Below are 18,068 nucleotides of genomic sequence, written 5' to 3'. Positions count from 1 at the left end.
CCCCGGAACCATTGGTTCCGGGGCTCGCGGACGCCACAGGCGAAAGTCGCCACAGGCGAAAGTCGCCACAGGCGAAAGTCGCCACAGGCAAAGTAAGGGAAGCGTTCCGTGCAGTTCCGCCAACAGGCCCTGTCCAAACTGCAGTCGCCCGAGGAACTCGACCTTCCGGTGCGCTACGCCCGACCTCAGGGCCTGCTCGTCCTCGCCGTCACCGTCGTCGTCATGGCCGCCGCGAGCGTCTGGGCCGTGACCGGCTCGATCTCCTCCACACTCAAGGCACCGGGCATCCTCACCCACGGCCAGGGCAGTTACGTCCTGCAGAGCCCCGTCACCGGACAGGTGACCCGCGTCCTGGCCGAAGAGGGAAAGCGCGTCGCCGCCGGCGCTCCCGTGCTCAAGGTCCGTACGGACCAGGGCGACAAGGTCGTACGCTCCATCGCCGCCGGGCGGGTGAGCACACTGGTCGCCAGGATCGGCACCGTCGTCACCACCGGCGCCGATGTCGCGACCGTCGAGCGTGTCTCGGGCAGCGACGACCCGCTCCTCGCGATGATCTACGTACCTGCGGACAGCGCGGCCACCGTGCCCGTCGGCGCCTCGGTGGACCTCACGGTCCAGTCCGTGCCCACCGAGGAGTACGGCACGCTGCGCGGCCGGGTGAAGGCGATCGGACGCGCCGCCCAGAGCGAACAGAAGATCAGCGGGTTCCTCGGCGACAAGGAACTGGCCGGGCAGTTCACCAAGGAAGGGCCGCCCGTGGCCGTCCTGGTACGCCTGGAGAATTCCGCCGGCACCAAGTCCGGCTACAAGTGGTCGACCGCCGGCGGCCCGCCCTTCGCACTCGACTCCATGACCCTTGCCAGCGGCGCCTTCCATCTCGCCGAGCAGCGCCCGATCGATTGGCTGCTTCCGTGACCGCACCGCACCCCTCCCCGGCACACCAGCAGCAACTGCCGCCCCCCGGCGGCCGGCGCAGGCACCGCCCCGAACCCCAGCGCGGCCGCCGCCGCAACGCGCCGCGCCCCGCGTCGAAGGGCAAGCCGCAGAAGACCGTCCGCACACCCACCGTCCTGCAGATGGAAGCCGTGGAGTGCGGCGCCGCAGCCCTCGCCATGGTCCTGGCCCACTACGGACGGCACGTCCCGCTGGAAGAGCTGCGCATCGCGTGCGGCGTCTCGCGCGACGGCTCGCGGGCCAGCAACCTCCTCAAGGCGGCGCGCAGTTACGGCCTCACGGCCAAGGGCATGCAGATGGAACCGGCCGCGCTCGCCGAGGTGAAGGCGCCCGCGATCCTCTTCTGGGAGTTCAACCACTACGTCGTCTACGACGGTGTGGGGCGTCGCCTGGGCCGCAAGGGCGTGCACATCAACGACCCAGACAAGGGCCGCCGCTTCGTCCCCTCGGAGGACTTCGACACCAGCTTCACCGGTGTCGTCCTGGTCCTGGAACCGGGGGAGAACTTCCGCCCCGGAGGGCGCAGGCCCGGCATCATGCGGGCGATGCCCGCGCGCCTGCGCGGCACCACGGGCACCATGCTCGCCGCACTCTTCGCCAGCCTGCTGCTCGTCGCCGTCGGTGCCGCGCTGCCCGCCCTCAGCCGCACCTACATCGACCTCTTTCTGATCGGCGATCAGACGTCGCTGCTCGGTGCGCTGTTCGCGTCGATGGGCGCGATGGTGGCGCTCACGGTGGTGCTGACCTGGCTGCAACAGGCGAACCTGCTGCGCGGGCGCATCATCTCCTCCACCCTGAGCAGCGCCCGCTTCCTGCGCCATCTGCTGCGCCTGCCCGTCACCTTCTACGCCCAGCGCAGCCCCGCCGACCTCGTCCAGCGGCTCGCGTCCAACGACGCGGTCGCCGAGACCCTGGCCCGCGACCTCACCGCGGCCGGAGTCGACGGCATCGTCGTACTCCTCTACGCGGCCCTCCTTTGGACGTACGACCCCCAGCTCACCATGGTCGGCGTAGGCATCGCCCTCCTCAACATCGTCGCGATGCGCATCGTCATCCGGCTGCGGGCCACCGGCACCCAGAAGCTGCGCGCCGACAGCGCCAAGCTCACCAACACCTCGTACACCGGTCTGCAGCTGATCGAGACCATGAAGGCCACCGGCGGCGAGAACGGCTACTTCCGGCGGTGGGCCGGCCAGCACGCCACCACCCTGGAGCAGCAGCAGCGCCTGGGCGTGCCCAGCGCCTGGCTCGGCGTCGCCGCGCCCACCCTCGCGACGCTCAACAGCGCGGCGATCCTGTGGATCGGCGGCCTGCGCGCGGTGGAGGGCCATCTGTCGATCGGTCTGCTCGTCGCGTTCCAGGCCCTGGTCACCCGCTTCACCGCGCCGATCACCCGGCTCAACGGCGTCGCGGGCCGCATCCAGGACTTCGGCGCCGACGTCGCCCGCCTCAAGGACGTCGAGAACTTCCCCGTCGACACCCTCTACTCGCGCCCCGAACCGGAGGCGAGCACCCGCCGTCTCAAGGGCCACGTCACCCTGGAAGACATCACCTTCGGCTACAGCCCTCTCGACAAGCCGCTCCTGACCGGCTTCTCGGTGTCCGTGGGCCCGGGGCAGCAGGTCGCGCTCGTCGGCGGCTCGGGCAGCGGCAAGTCGACCGTCTCCCGGCTCATCTCGGGGCTCTACAGCCCCTGGGAAGGCACGATCCGCATCGACGGACAGCGCCTGGAGGACATCCCGCGCGGAGCGCTCGCGGCCTCCGTCTCCTTCGTCGACCAGGACGTCTTCCTCTTCGAGGGCACCATCCGCGACAACGTCGCGCTGTGGGACCCCTCCATCCCCGACGACGCCGTCATCGCCGCCCTCAAGGACGCCTGCCTGTACGAGGTCGTGGCCCGCAGGCCCGGCGGCATCCACGGCCGCGTCGAGCAGGACGGCCGCAACTTCTCCGGCGGCCAGCGCCAGCGCCTCGAGATCGCCCGGGCCCTGGTCCGGCGCCCCAGCATCCTCGTCCTCGACGAGGTGACAAGCGCCCTGGACGCCGAGACCGAGCAGGTCATCATCGACAACCTGCGCCGCCGCGGCTGCGCCTGCGTCGTCATCGCGCACCGCCTGAGCACGGTGCGCGACAGCGACGAGATCGTCGTCCTGGACCACGGCACGGTCGTGGAACGCGGACGCCACGAACACCTCGTCGCCGCCGGCGGAGCCTACGCCGACCTGGTCAAGGAGCACTGAGGTGACCTCGGTACCGGAGCAGTACACCCCGTACACCGACGACGCGGTGGCCGCCGCCTTCGGCGCGCTCGGCACCCCGGCCGACTGCACGGGCCTGCGCAGCGTGCACCTGGAAGGCCCGCAGGTGCTCTGGCTCGTGGTGGCCGGCGCGCTCGACCTGTTCGCGGTCGACGCCGCGCAGCAGGGGCACTGGCACTTCCTGGGCCGCCTCGAACCGGGCACTCTGCTCCTCGGCCCCGTCGAAGGCCCCCAGCACACCCTCGTCGGACGCCCCCTCCAGGGCTGCGAACTGCGCCGCATCCCGCTGCGCGAGCTCTACCGCCCCGACTACGGCGACACCTGGGCCTACGAGCAGCAGTACCCCAGTCAGTACGACACCCAGGACCAGGCCCTGAGCCTCCTGGAGCACGCCTTCGCGCTCGGCATCGGACGCAGCCACCGGGTCCTGTTCGAGGCACCGCTCGACGGCCGCACCATGGCCGACGACGTGGTCACCGACGACGACATCCTCTGGATGCCGGTCGCGCCGGGCAGTCTGCAGTACGGCTCCGCCTACAGCGCCGAGGCCGCGGGCGACCTGCTCATGGACGCCGCCATGTGGCAGCGCATGGTCAACCAGCAATACCGCCTCCTCTCGACGCTCGACCGCTGGATCGAACGCCTGGAACGGGCCCACGAGGACCGCACGGCAGCCGGCATCAAGGCGGGCGAGACAGTCCGCGAACAGGCCGACCGCACACTGATCGCCTCCATCGGCCGCTCCGGCAGGGGCGGCGCACGCCGCACCGAATCGCGGGGCGGCGACGACGCGACGTACGCGGCCTGCCGCCTGGTAGCCGAGGCAACCGGGATCACCCTGTCCGGTGCCGCGGAGGGCGGTGCGGTCAGCGACCGGATCGACCCGGTGGAACAGGTCGCCGTGGCCTCGCGGATCCGCACCCGCGCCGTCCGCCTCGACGGGCGCTGGTGGCGCGAGAACACCGGCCCGCTGGTGGGACACCGCGCGGCCAGCGGACAGCCGGTCGCGCTGCTGTGGCGGCGCGGCGGTTACGAGTCCGTGCACCCCACCTCCGGGCGGCGCATGCGCATCGACGAGAGCAACGCGGACGAGTTCGAGCCGCAGGGGGTCATGTTCTACCGCCCGCTGCCGGAGCGGACACTGACGCCGTGGCGGCTGTTCCTCTTCGGTCTGCGCGGCACCGGCGCAGACATGCGCAATCTGGCGATCGCCGGTCTGGTGACGGTCGCGATCGGTGCGCTCGTGCCGATCGCGACGGGACAGGTGCTCGGCGTGTTCGTCCCGAACGGCGAGAAGAGCCTCATCGTCCAGGTGTCCCTGGCAGTGATGATCACGAGCATCGTCTCCGCCGCGTTCATGCTGCTCCAGAACCTCACCATCCTCCGCATGGAGGGCCGCATGGAGAGCACGCTGCAACCAGCCGTCTGGGACCGCCTGTTGCGCCTGCCCACGCGCTTCTTCGCCTCGCGCTCCACCGGCGAACTGGCCAGCGCGGCGATGGGCGTCAGCGCGATCCGCCGGGTCCTCTCCGGCATCGGCCCCGTCGCACTGCAGGCGGGCACCATCGGCGCGATGAACCTGGTCCTGCTGCTGCTCTACAGCGTCCCGCTGGCTCTCGCCGCGCTGGGCATGCTCCTCGTCATCGCGGCCGTGTTCCTCACCCTCGGCCTGTGGGAACTGCGCTGGCAGCGCCGCCTGGTCGAGCTCAGCAACAAGCTCAACAACCAGGCTTTCCAGACCCTGCGCGGCCTGCCCAAACTCCGCGTCGCCGGAGCGGAGAGTTTCGCGTACGCCGCCTGGGCGGGGGAGTTCGCACGCAGCCGGGAGCTCCAGCAGCGCGCGGGCCGCATCAAGAACGTGACGACGGTCCTCAACTCCGTCTACCTCCCTCTCTGCACGCTCGTCATGTTCATCCTCCTGGCGGGCCCGGCCCGCGGCAGCCTCACGGCGGGGGAGTTCCTCACCTTCAGCACCGCCGTGACGATGCTCCTGACGTCCGTCACGCAGCTCACCGGAGCGCTGATCTCGGCGGCGGCGGTGCTGCCGATGTTCGAGCAGATCAAGCCGGTCCTCGAAGAGGCGCCGGAGGTGCGGGGCGCGAGCACCCAGCCGGGCGAACTCCAGGGCGAGATCGAGGCCCGCGGCCTTACCTTCCGCTACGCCGACGACGGCCCGCTGGTCCTGGACGACGTGTCCCTGTCCATCCGGCCCGGCGAGTTCGTCGCGGTCGTCGGCCCCAGCGGCTGCGGCAAGTCCACCCTGCTGCGCCTCCTGATCGGCTTCGACAAGCCGGTCGCGGGCAACGTCCTCTACGACGGCCAGGACCTCTCGGCCCTGGACCAGTCAGCCGTCCGCCGCCAGTGCGGAGTCGTCCTGCAGAACGCGCAGCCGCTCACAGGATCGATCCTGGACTGCATCTGCGGCGCCGAGACGTTCACGCAGGAAGAGGCCTGGGAGGCGGCGGCGATGGCGGGCCTCGCCGAGGACATCAAGCGCATGCCGATGGGCCTGCACACGATGATCTCCGGCGGCGGCGCGGTCTCCGGCGGCCAGCGCCAGCGCCTGATGATCGCCCAGGCCCTGATCCGCCGCCCCCGCGTCCTCTTCTTCGACGAGGCGACCAGCGCCCTGGACAACGAGACCCAGCGCACGGTCATCGACAGCACCCGCGCCCTGAACGCCACCCGCATCGTCATCGCCCACCGCCTCTCCACGGTGATGGACGCGGACCGCGTCATCGTCATGTCGGAGGGCCGGGTGGTCCAGCAGGGGCCGCCCGCACAGCTCCTTGCGGACACGGGCGGGCGGCTGCACGAGCTGGTGCGGCGGCAGATGCAGTGACGTGTGCGGGGATCCGCTCCAGGACCCCGCCCGCGAAGACGTCGTACAAGGGCAGCGTCTCCAGGTGGACGTAGCCGATGTGGCAGTCGCAGACGGCCAGGGGACAGGCGCGGGGCTGTAGCGCCTTTCTGTACGAGCCGTCGTACAGGTTGCCCAGTTCGCCCCGGACGAAGTGGCAGCGGCGGACCGTGCCCTCGCCGTCGACCGAGATGACGGACTCGCCCGTGCGGCAGGGCAGGCCGGCGGAGCGGTGCGGGTGGCGGCTGTAGGGGAACAGTGGGTCGAGGTCGGTCCACCGGTCGGCCTCGTCGTCGCTGTACGTGTGCCCCTCTGCGGCGTTCACCCACAGGTAGACCTCGGGCGGCAGCGCGGCACGCAGGCGCCGGGCGTCGTCGAGATGCTCGGGAAGGCCCACGATGCCGACGCTGAATCGCACTCCCTGCCGGGTGAGTTGGCGCGTCTTGGTCAGGAAGCGGTCGTACGGGGTCTGGCCCGGGTGGTAGGTGCACCACAGGGCGACGGTGTCGAGGTCGGCCTGTGCCAGCCAGTCCGTGCGGCAGCTGAGGTTCGTCTGGATCGCGACGCGGTCGATGTGCGTCTCGTGGGAGAGCTCGACCAGTGCCCGCCGGTACCAGGAGCGGACCAGACCCTCTCCCCACGGTGTGAAGAGGAGCGAGAGGCGGTCGCCGGTCTGGTGTCCGGCCCAGTCCGTGAAACGCTCCAGGGCCGCCCGGTCGGTGCGCAACTGCTCGGGCGTGTCACGGCGCTTGGCGAACGGGCAGTAAGGGCAGGCGTAGTCGCACGAGGCCAGCGGGCCGCGGTAGAGGATCGTCAGGTCCATGGTCGGCGAACTCACTTCAGTTCGTACGCGGCCATCGCGGCCCGCACCTCGGCGGAGAACAACTCGGGGCCGATCGCGTCGGAGTGCGCCAGGCCCTCCGGCGTCAGGCGAAGCACTCCCGCCGCCGGATCCCGCTCCAGCCAGCCCCGGTCCGCGAACCGTTCGAGTTCGGCGGGGAAATCGTCGTACGGATCGGCGTCGAACCGTTTGCGATAGTCGGCCGACGGCATGCCGTCCGCCTGGAGGAGCGACTGGAGAAGGTGGCGCCGGCGGGCCTCGTTCCCGTCGACCCGGCGGCCGTGCACGGCGCGGCCGAAGTCCTCGGTGGCGGTGTAGTCGTCGATGATCGTGCGTATCTCGCGCAGGTCGACCGCGTAGTCGAAGGAGTAGTGCAGCGAGGAGGTGTACGAACGGGCGCCGCAGCCCAGGCCGATCATGCCGTCGGTCTGGCAGGCGTAGTCGTCCGCGCCCTGCGGGGGCGCGTCCGCGCGGCGGAACATCCGCATCGACACCTGGATGTACCCCTCCGCCAGGAGGTGATCGCGGCCCTGCCGGTAGAGGCGAAGCCGCTGTTCGTCCCAGTCCGCGTCGCTCGGCGCCCTGCCGTGCTTGCCCAGACCGGTCAACGGTCGCACGTACAGCGGATAGAGATAGAGCTCCTCGGGCCGCCAGGCCAGCGCGGCGTCCAGGGAGGTGCGCCAGGTCTGCTCCGTCTGGCCGTCGATCCCGTAGATGAGGTCGATGTTGAGCACCGGGATACCGGCGTCGCGCACCCGCCCCAGCGCAGCCTCGACGTCCGCCCGGCGCTGCGGCCGCACCGCTGCCCGCGCTTCCGCATCGACGAAACTCTGCACGCCCAGACTGAGCCGGGTCGCCCCGCGCTCGGCGAGGACCGCGAGCCGGTCGGCGGTGGCGGTCGCGGGCGATGCCTCGACGGAGAGCGGTATCGCCCGCAGGTCTGCCCCCATGCGCCGCTCGGCGATGTCGCAGAGCCGCTCCAGCTCCGCGGCCTCCAGGTAGGTGGGGGTGCCGCCGCCGAACGCCGCGTTGGCGAACCGTACCGGCGCCGCGCCCTCGCCTTCTCCCAGGGCGTCCCGCACCGCCGTGGCCTGCCGGTCGAGAGCGTCGAGATAGCGGGTGGTCAGCTCGCCGGGCGCACCGATGCGGGTGAAGAGATTGCAGAAGCCGCAGCGGACCTCGCAGAACGGTATGTGCAGATAGAGGGAGAGCGCGTCCTTGGGCTCCGCTGCCCACAGGGTGCGCAGCTCGGGGTGGTCGGCCAGTGGGCGGTAGGCGGTCTTGTGCGGGTAGGCGTAGACGTAGCTTTGGTAGGGGCGCGTGGCGGTGGGGTCCAGAAGCTGAGGTGTGCTCATGCGGACGGCTCCAGGAAGAAGTGGGCGTAGGGGACCGTCCACACGGATTCGTGCCCGAGGCGATGACCCGTGTAGCCGTCGTCTCCGTAGGCCGTGCCGTGGTCGGAGCAGACGATGGCGAAGCAGCGGCGGCGCGAGCTCAGGGCGGTGAACAGTCGGCCTATGTGCCGGTCGATGTACTCCAGGGCGGCTGCGTGCGTCGCGCGGCTGTCGCCTGCGTCGCGGGTGGCGCCGGTCGTGTGGAACCAGTTGGGCTGGTGCAGGGCCGCCGCGTTCAGGAAGAGGAACAGGCGCTGTTCGGCCGGTAGTTCGGCCACCACCTTCTCGGCCCGCTCCACCTGCGCCTCGAAGGACGTCGGCGAGGCTACACCGAACTCCGGCTCCCAGTAACTCTCCTCAAAGAGCCCGGGCAGTACGTCGCCCAGGGCGCCCTGCTTGTTGAAGAACCCCACCCCGCCGATGCACACCGTGCGATACCCGGCGTCCGCCAGGCCCGACACCAGATCGGGGGTGTCGAAGACGAATGTGCGACCGGCGGTTGTCTCGCTGCCCGCGAACCGTGCGGCGAACAGCCGCGGATGCGGCCCGGGTGTGGCGGGCGTGGGCAGGAACCCGGCGAACATCGCCTGGTGCGAGGCATAGGTGAAGCTGCCGGGCGCATGCCGCTTCTCCCAGATCCCGCCCGGCAGATGACGGGCCAGATGCGGGATGCGGCCCGCGGCGGCGAGCTCGACGGCGACGTCGTGGCGCAGGGTGTCGAGGGTGACGAGGAGGAGATCGTCGCGGCCGACGACCTCGTTCATGTCGGGAGCGGGAGAGACATCTGGCGGGCTGCTCGTGGTGTCAGGCGTGCGCATGTTGGTTCCTTGCGGGGTGGTTCGTCGAGCGGGGCGGAGCGGAGGGGGCCTGAAGCGGTGCGGGAGTGGTCGGCGGACGTCGCCGGACGGCGGAGATCTGGGCCGCGTACGTGCCAAGCCCCTCCGCCCCGCTGCCCGGCAGCCCCGTCAGGCGTGGCAGCAGATCACCGAAGGCGTTGACCTCGCCGACGGTGAACCGCCGCCAGCCCAGGGCGGGAAGGAGGTCGACGCCGACGCAGAGGGTGCCGGGAAAACAGGCGGCGGCCCGCTCACAGATGTCCAGGGCCTCCTCCCAATGAGTGCCTGACGCCTCGATCGCGGCAGCCAACTCGCCCCGCGAACCGCCCAGATGGAGGTTCGTCAGAGGCGACTTACTGGTCCGGACGACGGCGTGCGTGGCCCGCCCGCCGATCACCACGATCCGCAGATCGGCCACGCGCGCGTGCAGCGACGCTTTCGGCATCCAACGCTCGACGTGCAGGCCGTCGGGGGCGAGTCCGTCCACGATCGCGGCGATCTCCCGCTCGTCCCGGTAGCGGCGTACCCGGAGGGAGTTGTGCAGCCGACCGCCCGACATCTCCACGGACGTGGTCGCCTGGATGCGTCCGGAGCCCGCCGACTCGACGGCGAGCACTCCGGAGGCCGACGACCCGTGCGCGAGCTTGACGAAGAGCCGTGGCATGCGGTGCTCACGCATCAGCGCCCGTACGTCGTCCCAGCCCCGCACCGCTGTTTTCGCCCCGGAGGTAGGCGACGGCGGGACGGGAACGCCCGCGCGGAGGAGCACGTCGTGGCAGAGCCGCTTGTCGAAGAGCACTCCGAGTTCGTCCGGGTCGTCGAGTCGACGTCCGCCGGTCAACGACCGTACGGCCGCGGTGAACCGTCCGTACCAACGCGCGCTGCCCTCCACCCGCGTGGGGTCGTCCATCGCGCGCAGCGCCAGGTCGACATCGGCGTTCTCACCGGGTGATTCGAGCCGCACCACCTCGTCCGCGCCGAAGGCCGCACCACCAGCGCGCAGCACGTCCAGCCACGGCACGACACGCGGCTCGGGCAGCCCGGCTTCCCGTACGGCCGCCGCGAACAGCTCCACCCGGCGGTTCTCCGGATTGCCGACCACCGCGAACCGCGGACCCGGCAGCTCGTGACACGGCTCGGGACGTGTCGTCGCATGCCCCATGAAGTCCCCCTCTCCGGCTCTCCTGCGGCCGCTATTCGCCCACGGCCACGTAGCGCCACACAGTGCCGTCCTCCTCCTCGTCCTCGTCCGCGTCATCCGGGTCGAGGTCGACCTCGACGCCCGCCGGTTCCAAGGCCTCGCGCACGCGGGTGCTCAGCGCTCCACTGAGAAAGTTGTGATGCAGGTCGAGCTTCTTGAGGTGCGTCAACGGCTGGCCGGCCAGCAGCGCCGTGGCCCCTTCGTCCGAGAGGACGCCCATGGAGAGGTCGAGTATTTCCAGCCGGGCCACGACCGGAGCGGAGGCCATGGCCTCGGCGATCTCGTCCTGGATCTCGCTGTTGCGCAGGGCGAGGTGCCGCAGCCGGGGGAGTCGCGTCCCCGCGAAGAAGGGCTCCAGGTCCGTGACCGCCGCGTCGCCGCCGTACTCGGAGGTGCCAAGCCACAGGTCCAGATGTTCCAGGGCGGGCAGGTCGCTCGCGGCGATGCCGCGCACCGCCTCGACCGGCAGGCCGCCCGACTCGAAGGTCAGTGACCGCAGCCGTCCATGCTGCACGGCAGGGAACGTGAGGCCGTCGCCGCCGCGCACGGCGAACTCCTCCAACTCGGGAAAGGCATCCAGGAGCGGGGTCACACAGGTCTGCTTGATCCAGGAGATCTCGCACTCCTCCGAGTCGATGTCGCCGAGGAACAGGGCCCGCAGCGCGGGCATGCGCTCCTTCGCGCCGACCAGTGCGGCGATCACCTCGTCCGGCGTGTTTTCGTAGGTGTCGCTCCACGCGCCCACGATGATCGCCCGAACCTGCGTGATGTCGACGGCCTCGGCGAACCGCGCGAACGCCTCCTCCCACTGCTCCTCGCTGTCGTACGAGTCGACGGCGATGCGCCAGGCCACGGAATCGGCCGAGGGCTGTTCCCCCTCGGGCTTCTCGTCGAATTGCGGGAACTCGTGGATGGGCAGTCCGTGCCAGTGCTGCTGGTTGTCTCCGATGGTCATGTCCGCCCGCTCCCATAGCCATGGCGCCGAACCGGCGCGCAACTGCGGCGATCCCGAGTCCGTGGTGATCGGCCGATGTGCAGAATTTCTACCAAGCGCCACTGACAACACCCGCCGCGGGGGCCGCAGAAGCGGGTCAGCACGACGCTCGACGGCCGTTGTCAGACCCTCGCCGTACCGTCGGATTCATTGAGCGGTGCAGAGTGTGCCGCGGGGAGGGGACACCCATGTACCGGCAGGGAGATGTGCTCATCGTGCCCGTCGCGGAGTCGGCGCTGCCGCCGCACGTCGCCGACGGTCCGCAGGAGCCGCGCGATGCCCGCGGCAGGCTCGTGCTCGCCCTCGGTGAGGTGACCGGACACGCGCACGCCGTGGTGGGCCCCGGTCAACTGATCCGCGAGTCGGGCTTGTTCGGGCCGATGCTGCTCCACCTGCCCGAAGGCGGACGCGTGGTGCACGAGGAGCACGCGGCGATTCCGCTGCCCAAGGGCTGGTATCGGGTGGTGCGCCAGCGTGAGTACGTGCCGGGTTCCGTGCGTCTGGTGGCCGACTGACGTCGCGCGGGCGAGTTCGATGCGCGGCAGCCGGAAGCGGGAAGCGGGAGATGACGACATGGGAGCGGACGAGATGACGACGGTGGAGCAGGTATTGCCGGTGGAGGGTGACGTGACGGACTGGCGGCAGGTGGCTGCGGCCACCGGCCCCGCCGACCGCGCGGCGGCCGAGGCAGGTGTGCGGCTCGCCTACCGCAGGGCAGGGCTCCCCGAGCCCGGGCGCATCCGCTGGGCCGCTTCACCGCGCGAGGCCGTGCGACTGGTGGCGGCGGAGAAGGACAGCCTGGGCCAGAGTGTGCGCGACGCGGTGCGTAACCGTCCTTGGGCCGCGGAACGGGAGGCGGTGCATGCGAAGTTGGGGCCGGGCGGCTGGTCCGAGCACTGGAACGCCACCGGCGCCCGGCTCTGGGAAACCACCCAGGTCCTCGCCTCCCGCATCCGCACCGGCGTCCTTGAAGACCTGACGGGTGACAGTGCAGGCCTGACGGGGGACAGTCGAAGGGAACAGCAGGCACTTCGCCTCGTCCTCCTCGACGCCGTGCTCGGTCAGCACGAGGCGGCCTGGCTGTGCGCCTTCGACGCATCGAGGGGTGGCTCACTGGACGGCCTCGCGGCGGTCGCCCGCGCGGCGGGCTGGTGGTGGCCCTACGAGCGTGAGGCGATCGTCTGCGAGCGCCCGACGGAGCTCCACCGCGACGAGGCAGGCCGCCTGGACCGCGCCGACGGCCCCGCACTCGCCTTCCCCGACGGGTTCGACCTGTACGCGTGGCGTGGCATGCCGGTGCCGGGGGAGTTCCTGGAGGAACTCTCCGCGCTGACCCCCGAGCGGATACGCGCCGAGGGCAACGCCGAATTGCGCCGCGTGATGCTGGAGCACTACGGCTACGACCGCTACCTGGACGAGTCGGGCGCGGTTCCCGTGCACCGCGACGAGACGGGTGTGCTCTGGCGGATCCAACTGGTCGGTGACGAGGACGTGGTGATGGTCGAGGTCGTCAACTCCACCCCGGAGCCGGACGGCACGAGTCGTACGTACTGGTTGCGCGTCCCGCCCGCCACGCGGACGGCCAAGGAAGGAGTGGCGTGGACGTTCGGGCTGCACCCGGACGCCTACGAGCCGCAGCGCCAGACCTGAATCGGTGGCCGCGGCGCCTCAGGCTCCGGCGGCGTACCGCCAGAAGTCCCGCATCAGTTCGGGGAAGCTGGGCCCGCCCATCTGCAACTGGCTGAACATGAGGGTGACCGTGCCGGTGGACGGGATGATGTGTCCCGTCGTACCGGTGCCGCCGACCCAGCCGTAGCGCCCCGGGTCGTTCCACGGTTCCACGGTCTCGACGTCCACCGAACCGCCGAAGCCCCATCCCATCCCTTCGAGGAAGAGACCGGCGGACTCCCGCTCGGGCGTGGTGAGGTGATTGGTGGTCATCTGCCGCACCGATTCGGGTGTGAGCAGTCGGCGGCCGTCCGCTGCCGTCCCCCCGGCGAGCAGCATGCGCCCGAAGGCGAGCCAGTCGTCGAGGGTCGAGACGAGGCCGCCTGCGCCGGACGGGAAGGGAGGCGGACTGCTCCACTGCCCGTCGGCGGCGTCGAGCAGTTCGAGCCCGGTCCGCGGATCGCGTTCGGGTCCGGCCTCGGCCCCGGCCGCGTAGTAGCTGGTGAAGCGGGCGAGCTTGTCCGGCGGCACCGAGAACGCGGTGTCGGTCATCCCGAGCGGCTCGAAGATCCGCTCGGCCAGGAACTCGGGGAGCGGCACTCCGGTGACCCGGGCGATCAACACGCCCTGGAGGTCGGAGCTGAGGTTGTACAGCCAGCCGTCGCCGGGCTGGTGAAGGAGCGGGATACGGGAGAGCGCGGCCATCCAGGCATCCGGCGCCGGTGGGGCCTGCGGCTGCGGAGGGCCCTGCTTCAGTTCGCTGAACAGCGGTGCGAGGGCGGGCAGCGAGAAGTCCGACGGGAAGCCGTATCCGGTGCGGGAGGTGAGGAGGTGGGAGACGGTGATGGGGCGGATCGCCGGGACCACGTCGTCCACCGGCGAGGACGGAGTACGGACGACGCTCGGCGAGGCGAGCTCGGGGAGCCATCGCCCGACCGGGTCCTCCGGCGCGATCCGGCCTTCGTCGACCAGCATCATGACGGCGGCGGCGACGATGGGTTTGGTCAGCGACGCGATACGGAAGATGGAGTCCCTGGCCATCGGGGCGGTGCCCTCGACGTCGACGTACCCGACGGCCGCGGCCTCCTCGCTCCGGTCACCGCGGGCCACCAGGCCCACCGCTCCCGCCACGGAGCTGTTGCTGACGTGCGTCTCCAGAGTCTTGCGCAGATCGGCCATACGCCTACCCTCTCAGCCCGCACCCGGCCCCGAGCGTCATTTCGTACGCAAAAAGTCGTGCGCAAAGGTCGCGCGCGGAAGTCGTACGCAAAGGTCGTACGCAAAAGCCCGGCCCGCCGAACCGTCGGCGCGATGGCGCCGCGGCCCGGCAGACCGGGCGTGGGTGGTGTGGGGGAACCACCCGCGCGATGGCTCAGCCGGTGATGTTCACGTCGATGCAGGCGTAGAAGGCGTTGCTGGTGTCGGCGATGTTCCACACCGCGAGCACCTTCTGCTTGCCGCTGAGCCCGCCGAAGTCGACCTTGTGCGTGACGGTCTCACCCGGCTGGGCGCCACCGTCGTCGACCTCGGCGATCTTGTTGCCTCCGACGAAGTACTGCCAGGTGCTGGTGCTGTGACGAGCCGTCAGCTTCCAGCTGAAGTCCTGCGAGGAGCCGACGTCGGTGGCCTTCCAACCCTTGCTGTCGTCGTCCAGTTCGGAGAACCGCGAGTTGCCGCCGCTGCACGTCGTCTGCCCCTTGGGGCCCTCGACGCTCTGCGGTTCGTGGGTGATGTCGCCGCAGGACACGGTGCCGTCCGCGCACTGTGCCTGACGGCTCGGGGGCGAGTTGACGTAGCCGTGCGCACTGGCCGGTGACACGGAGGCCAGGACGAGCACGGGCGCGAAACACGCGCCCAGAGCGGCTGCCAGCTTCTGCTTCTTGTTCATCTCTGTTCCCTCTGACTGGGGGGAGGAGGGGCGAGAGACAACCGGGCGCCTCGGTCGACTCATTGGCCTAGACCATACTGGTTGTCGGGGCTCAGTCAACCCTTCAAGTAGTGCCCGTGGTGCGGAAGTTGTGCATGGGACTGCCCGGCGAAGCCCGGCGCACGCATGGCTGAGGGTGCCGGTCAGCAAGACGACGGGACATGTGGCGAAGACAGAAAGTCATTCTGCGGCTCATTCGATCTCCCTAGGGTTGAGGTCATCAACCGGAAGAACGCAGGGAGATTTACCGTGCGCGCAGTGATCCAGAAATCCTTCGGCGGGCCCGAGGTCCTTGAGGTCGTGGAGATGGAACGGCCGAAGCCGTCGGCCGGTGAAGTCCTCGTCAAGGTGCACGCCAGTGCCGTCAACCCGGCGGACGTGGCCGTCAGATCCGGCGCCTTCCCGCTGATCGGCGAGCCGCCGTTCGGCGTGGGCTGGGACATCTCCGGAGTGGTCGAAGAGGCGGGCGCCGGGGCCGGGTTCGCGGTGGGCGACGAGGTGTACGGGATGCCGCTCTTCCCGCGCGCGGCCACCGGGTACGCCGAATACGTCACCGCGCCGTCCGACCACTTTGCCCGTAAGCCCGCCTCGCTCGACCACGTGCACGCCGCCGCCGTCCCCCTGGCCGCGCTCACCGCCTGGCAGGGCCTGGTGCGCGACGCGGAGATCAAGGAAGGCGACCGGGTGCTGATCCAGCGCGCGGCCGGTGGCGTCGGGCACTTCGCCGTACAGATCGCGAAGGCACGCGGCGCCCACGTGATCGCCGTCGCGAGCGCGGGCCGGCGCGACTTCCTGCACGATCTCGGCGCCGACGAGGTCATCGACTACCGCACCACCGACTTCACCGAGGCCGTCAAGGACGTGGACGTACTCCTCGACTCGAACGCACAGGGCGACCTCTCGCTCGGCGTGGTCCGCCCCGGCGGCGTACTCATCAGCATCCTGGAGCACCACGACCGCGAGCTCGCCGCCCGCGTCGAGGCCGCGGGGCGGCGCTTCGCCGGAGTCATGGTCGAACCGGACTCCGCCGGACTCCAAGCACTCGGCGAGCTGATCGACGCGGGCCGGATCCGCCCCTACGTGGAGGAGACGTTCCCGCTGGCCGAAGCGGGCAAGGCGCATGAGCTGATCGCCGCCGGACACGTACAAGGCAAGATTGTCCTGACGGTCTGAACGGACCGACCACGACGGGCGGCACATGACACGCGGCACCGCACGTGACACGCGGAACGACGCGCGGCACGCGGCACGCGACACCAGGAAGGGCGAGGCCGGATGGACATCCTCACCGAGGCGCTGGCCTCGATGCGCACCGGGCACCCGGCGTCCGTACGCACCAACGGCCGCGCCCCCTGGGGCCTGCGCCTGCCACCCGTCGCGGGCGCCGGCTTCCACGTGGTCCTGTACGGCACCTGCTGGCTGGTCCCGCTGCCCGACGCGCCGCCGCACCTGAAGCCCATCCCGCTGAACCCCGGCGACGTGATCTTCCTGCGCGGCGGGCGGGGCCACATCCTCGCCGACCACCCCTCCACCCCGGCCGAGGAGTGCAAGAGCGAGCAGTTCCACCGGAGCGCACCGATCGGCTCGCTCACGCTCGGCGGCGAGGGCGCGGAGACGAGCCTGCTGTGCGGCAGCTACCACCTCGACCAGGGGCGACCCCACCCACTCGTGCGCCAGCTGCCCGAGGTCATCCACCTGCCCACCAGGCACGGACGCCACCCGGAGCTGAGCGCCGCCGTCCAACTCCTTGGCTCCGAACTGGAGAACCCGCGCATCGGCTCGGACGGCATCGTGCCCACGCTGATCGACTCGCTGCTGCTCTATATCCTGCGGGCCTGGCTCGACGACCAGCCCCCGGCCGCCGCTCAGGGCTGGGCCGCCGCCTTGAGCGACTCGGCGGTCGCGCCCGCCCTGTCGGCCATGCACGACGATCCCGCGGCCTCATGGACGGTCGAGTCCCTCGCGGAGCGGGCCGGTCTGTCCCGCGCCGCATTCGCCCGGCGGTTCGCCCTGCTGGTCGGCGAACCGCCGATGGCCTATCTGACCCGCTGGCGCATGACGACCGCCGCCCGCATGCTGCGCGAGTCCGACGCCCCGCTGACGACGGTCGCCGCCCGCACCGGATACGGCTCGGAGTTCGCCTTCGCCAAGGCCTTCAAGCGGGAGTACGGCCTGGCCCCGGGCGGCTACCGTCGCCAGAGCAGAGCGGCCTAGATCTCCGGGTGGTGCCCCGCACTCACACGGCCACGGCGGCCCGCACTCACACGGCCACGGCGACCGCAGCGGTGACACCGACGGCGACAATGAGTCCGCGCAGCACGGTGGGTGAAAGGCGGCGGCCGACCCGCGCACCGATCAGGCCGCCCAGGGTCGAGCCGAGCGCGATCACGCCGGCCACCGTCCAGTCGACGCTCGTCACCGCGATGAACAGGACCGCGGCGACGCCGTTCACGATGGACGCGAGGACGTTTTTGACGGCGTTCAGGCGCTGCAGGTCATCGCGGAGGAACGACCCGAACAGGCCCATGAGCAGCACCCCTTGGGCCGCGCCGAAGTAGCCGCCGTAGACGCCGGTGCCCAGGACACCGGCCCACAGGGGGATGCCGCCGTCCGCACGGCCCGGGGAGTCGCGCCGCGCGAGCCACTTCTGCAGCCGCGGCTGCAACAGCACCAGTACACAGGCGATCAGGATCAGCACCGGCACCGCGGCGCTGAAGGTGTCGGCGGACAGCTTCAGGAGCAGCACCGCCCCCACGACACCGCCGATCAAAGACGCGAGGCCGAGCTTGATGAGTCGGGAGCGCTGGCCCTTGAGCTCGGCGCGATATCCGTACGCCGCGCTGAGCACGCCCGGTACGAGCCCGATGGTGTTGGAGACGTTGGCAAGGACGGGCGGATAGCCGAAGGCGAGCAGCGTGGGGAAGGTGATCAGGGTGCCGGAGCCGACCACCGCGTTGATGCCGCCGGCCGCGACGGCCGCGGCCGCTATGGCCGCTGTCTCGAGTGCCTGCATGGAGCGCCTTTCCGTGGACGGTCGGCGTACCGGAGTGCGGGCAGCCCGGGACGGAGAAGTCTGGTGCGAAGAGGGGCGGGTCGGCACCTGGCCGGGTTCACCTGCCCTCCGGAGGGCAGGTG

General features: G+C 70.7%; 15 protein-coding genes. 7 read left to right on the top strand and 8 right to left on the bottom strand.

All coding sequences use genetic code 11. From position 1 onward, the window contains the following. Positions 1 to 108: 108 nt before the first annotated feature. From ACWFR3_RS44230 to ACWFR3_RS44220, 3 genes are read left to right on the top strand one after another with little or no spacing between them, the layout of a single operon-like run. The gene (locus ACWFR3_RS44230; protein ID WP_453740368.1) at positions 109 to 915 is read left to right on the top strand and encodes an HlyD family efflux transporter periplasmic adaptor subunit; all 807 of its coding nucleotides are present in this window, start codon (positions 109 to 111) and stop codon (positions 913 to 915) included. Then, positions 912 to 3,194, top strand: a complete 2,283-nt coding sequence (locus ACWFR3_RS44225) for an NHLP family bacteriocin export ABC transporter peptidase/permease/ATPase subunit (protein WP_453740367.1) — start codon at positions 912 to 914, stop codon at positions 3,192 to 3,194. Before ACWFR3_RS44230 ends, ACWFR3_RS44225 begins: the two co-directional genes overlap by 4 nt. A 1-nt stretch (position 3,195) precedes the next feature. Next, entirely contained in the window at positions 3,196 to 6,054 is a 2,859-nt protein-coding gene (locus ACWFR3_RS44220; protein ID WP_453740366.1) for an NHLP bacteriocin export ABC transporter permease/ATPase subunit, read from the top strand. On the opposite strand, the gene ACWFR3_RS44215 is transcribed toward ACWFR3_RS44220, so the two are convergent. From ACWFR3_RS44215 to ACWFR3_RS44195, 5 genes are read right to left on the bottom strand one after another with little or no spacing between them, the layout of a single operon-like run. Beyond that, positions 5,954 to 6,895: an STM4011 family radical SAM protein gene (locus ACWFR3_RS44215; RefSeq protein WP_453740365.1), complete on the bottom strand. Its 942-nt coding sequence runs from the start codon at positions 6,893 to 6,895 to the stop codon at positions 5,954 to 5,956. The genes ACWFR3_RS44220 and ACWFR3_RS44215 overlap by 101 nt on opposite strands. Positions 6,896 to 6,906: 11 nt before the next feature. Then, the gene (locus ACWFR3_RS44210) at positions 6,907 to 8,268 is read right to left on the bottom strand and encodes an STM4012 family radical SAM protein (RefSeq protein ID WP_453740364.1); all 1,362 of its coding nucleotides are present in this window, start codon (positions 8,266 to 8,268) and stop codon (positions 6,907 to 6,909) included. Next, positions 8,265 to 9,071: an STM4013/SEN3800 family hydrolase gene (locus tag ACWFR3_RS44205; RefSeq protein WP_453740369.1), complete on the bottom strand. Its 807-nt coding sequence runs from the start codon at positions 9,069 to 9,071 to the stop codon at positions 8,265 to 8,267. The genes ACWFR3_RS44210 and ACWFR3_RS44205 overlap by 4 nt, the downstream gene beginning before the upstream one ends. Before the next feature lie 40 nt (positions 9,072 to 9,111). Then, positions 9,112 to 10,305: an STM4014 family protein gene (locus tag ACWFR3_RS44200; RefSeq protein WP_453740363.1), complete on the bottom strand. Its 1,194-nt coding sequence runs from the start codon at positions 10,303 to 10,305 to the stop codon at positions 9,112 to 9,114. Positions 10,306 to 10,336: 31 nt separating this feature from the next. Then, the gene (locus ACWFR3_RS44195; RefSeq protein ID WP_453740362.1) at positions 10,337 to 11,299 is read right to left on the bottom strand and encodes an STM4015 family protein; all 963 of its coding nucleotides are present in this window, start codon (positions 11,297 to 11,299) and stop codon (positions 10,337 to 10,339) included. Positions 11,300 to 11,526: 227 nt separating this feature from the next. Between ACWFR3_RS44195 and ACWFR3_RS44190 the strand changes: the two genes are divergently transcribed. After that, positions 11,527 to 11,853 carry a hypothetical protein gene (locus tag ACWFR3_RS44190; protein WP_453740361.1) on the top strand — a complete coding sequence of 109 codons (327 nt, stop codon included), beginning with the start codon at positions 11,527 to 11,529 and terminating at the stop codon, positions 11,851 to 11,853. Positions 11,854 to 11,911: 58 nt separating this feature from the next. Further along, a complete protein-coding gene (locus ACWFR3_RS44185; RefSeq protein ID WP_453740360.1) occupies positions 11,912 to 12,988 on the top strand; it encodes a DUF6745 domain-containing protein in 1,077 nt (358 codons plus the stop codon). Between the two features lie 18 nt (positions 12,989 to 13,006). Here the strand turns inward: ACWFR3_RS44185 and ACWFR3_RS44180 are convergent, their stop codons facing one another. Then, positions 13,007 to 14,185, bottom strand: coding sequence for a serine hydrolase domain-containing protein (locus ACWFR3_RS44180; RefSeq protein WP_453740359.1), 1,179 nt, complete (start codon positions 14,183 to 14,185; stop codon positions 13,007 to 13,009). 193 nt (positions 14,186 to 14,378) lie between these two features. Continuing rightward, positions 14,379 to 14,894: a lytic polysaccharide monooxygenase auxiliary activity family 9 protein gene (locus tag ACWFR3_RS44175; RefSeq protein WP_453740358.1), complete on the bottom strand. Its 516-nt coding sequence runs from the start codon at positions 14,892 to 14,894 to the stop codon at positions 14,379 to 14,381. Positions 14,895 to 15,182: 288 nt separating this feature from the next. On the opposite strand from ACWFR3_RS44175, the gene ACWFR3_RS44170 reads away from it, so the two are divergent. Together ACWFR3_RS44170 and ACWFR3_RS44165 are read left to right on the top strand one after the other, a co-directional pair. Next, on the top strand, positions 15,183 to 16,106 hold the full coding sequence (locus ACWFR3_RS44170) for an NADP-dependent oxidoreductase (RefSeq protein WP_453740357.1): 924 nt from the start codon (positions 15,183 to 15,185) through the stop codon (positions 16,104 to 16,106). 102 nt (positions 16,107 to 16,208) lie between these two features. Beyond that, on the top strand, positions 16,209 to 17,147 hold the full coding sequence (locus ACWFR3_RS44165; RefSeq protein WP_453740356.1) for an AraC family transcriptional regulator: 939 nt from the start codon (positions 16,209 to 16,211) through the stop codon (positions 17,145 to 17,147). A gap of 46 nt (positions 17,148 to 17,193) precedes the next feature. Here ACWFR3_RS44165 and ACWFR3_RS44160 read toward each other — a convergent pair whose 3' ends face one another. Continuing rightward, positions 17,194 to 17,946 (bottom strand): sulfite exporter TauE/SafE family protein, encoded by a 753-nt coding sequence (locus ACWFR3_RS44160; protein WP_453740355.1) that lies wholly within the window; start codon positions 17,944 to 17,946, stop codon positions 17,194 to 17,196. Positions 17,947 to 18,068 lie beyond the last annotated feature (122 nt).

Source organism: Streptomyces sp. NPDC055189 (assembly GCF_053606765.1).
This window is presented reverse-complemented; position numbering and strand designations above follow the sequence as displayed.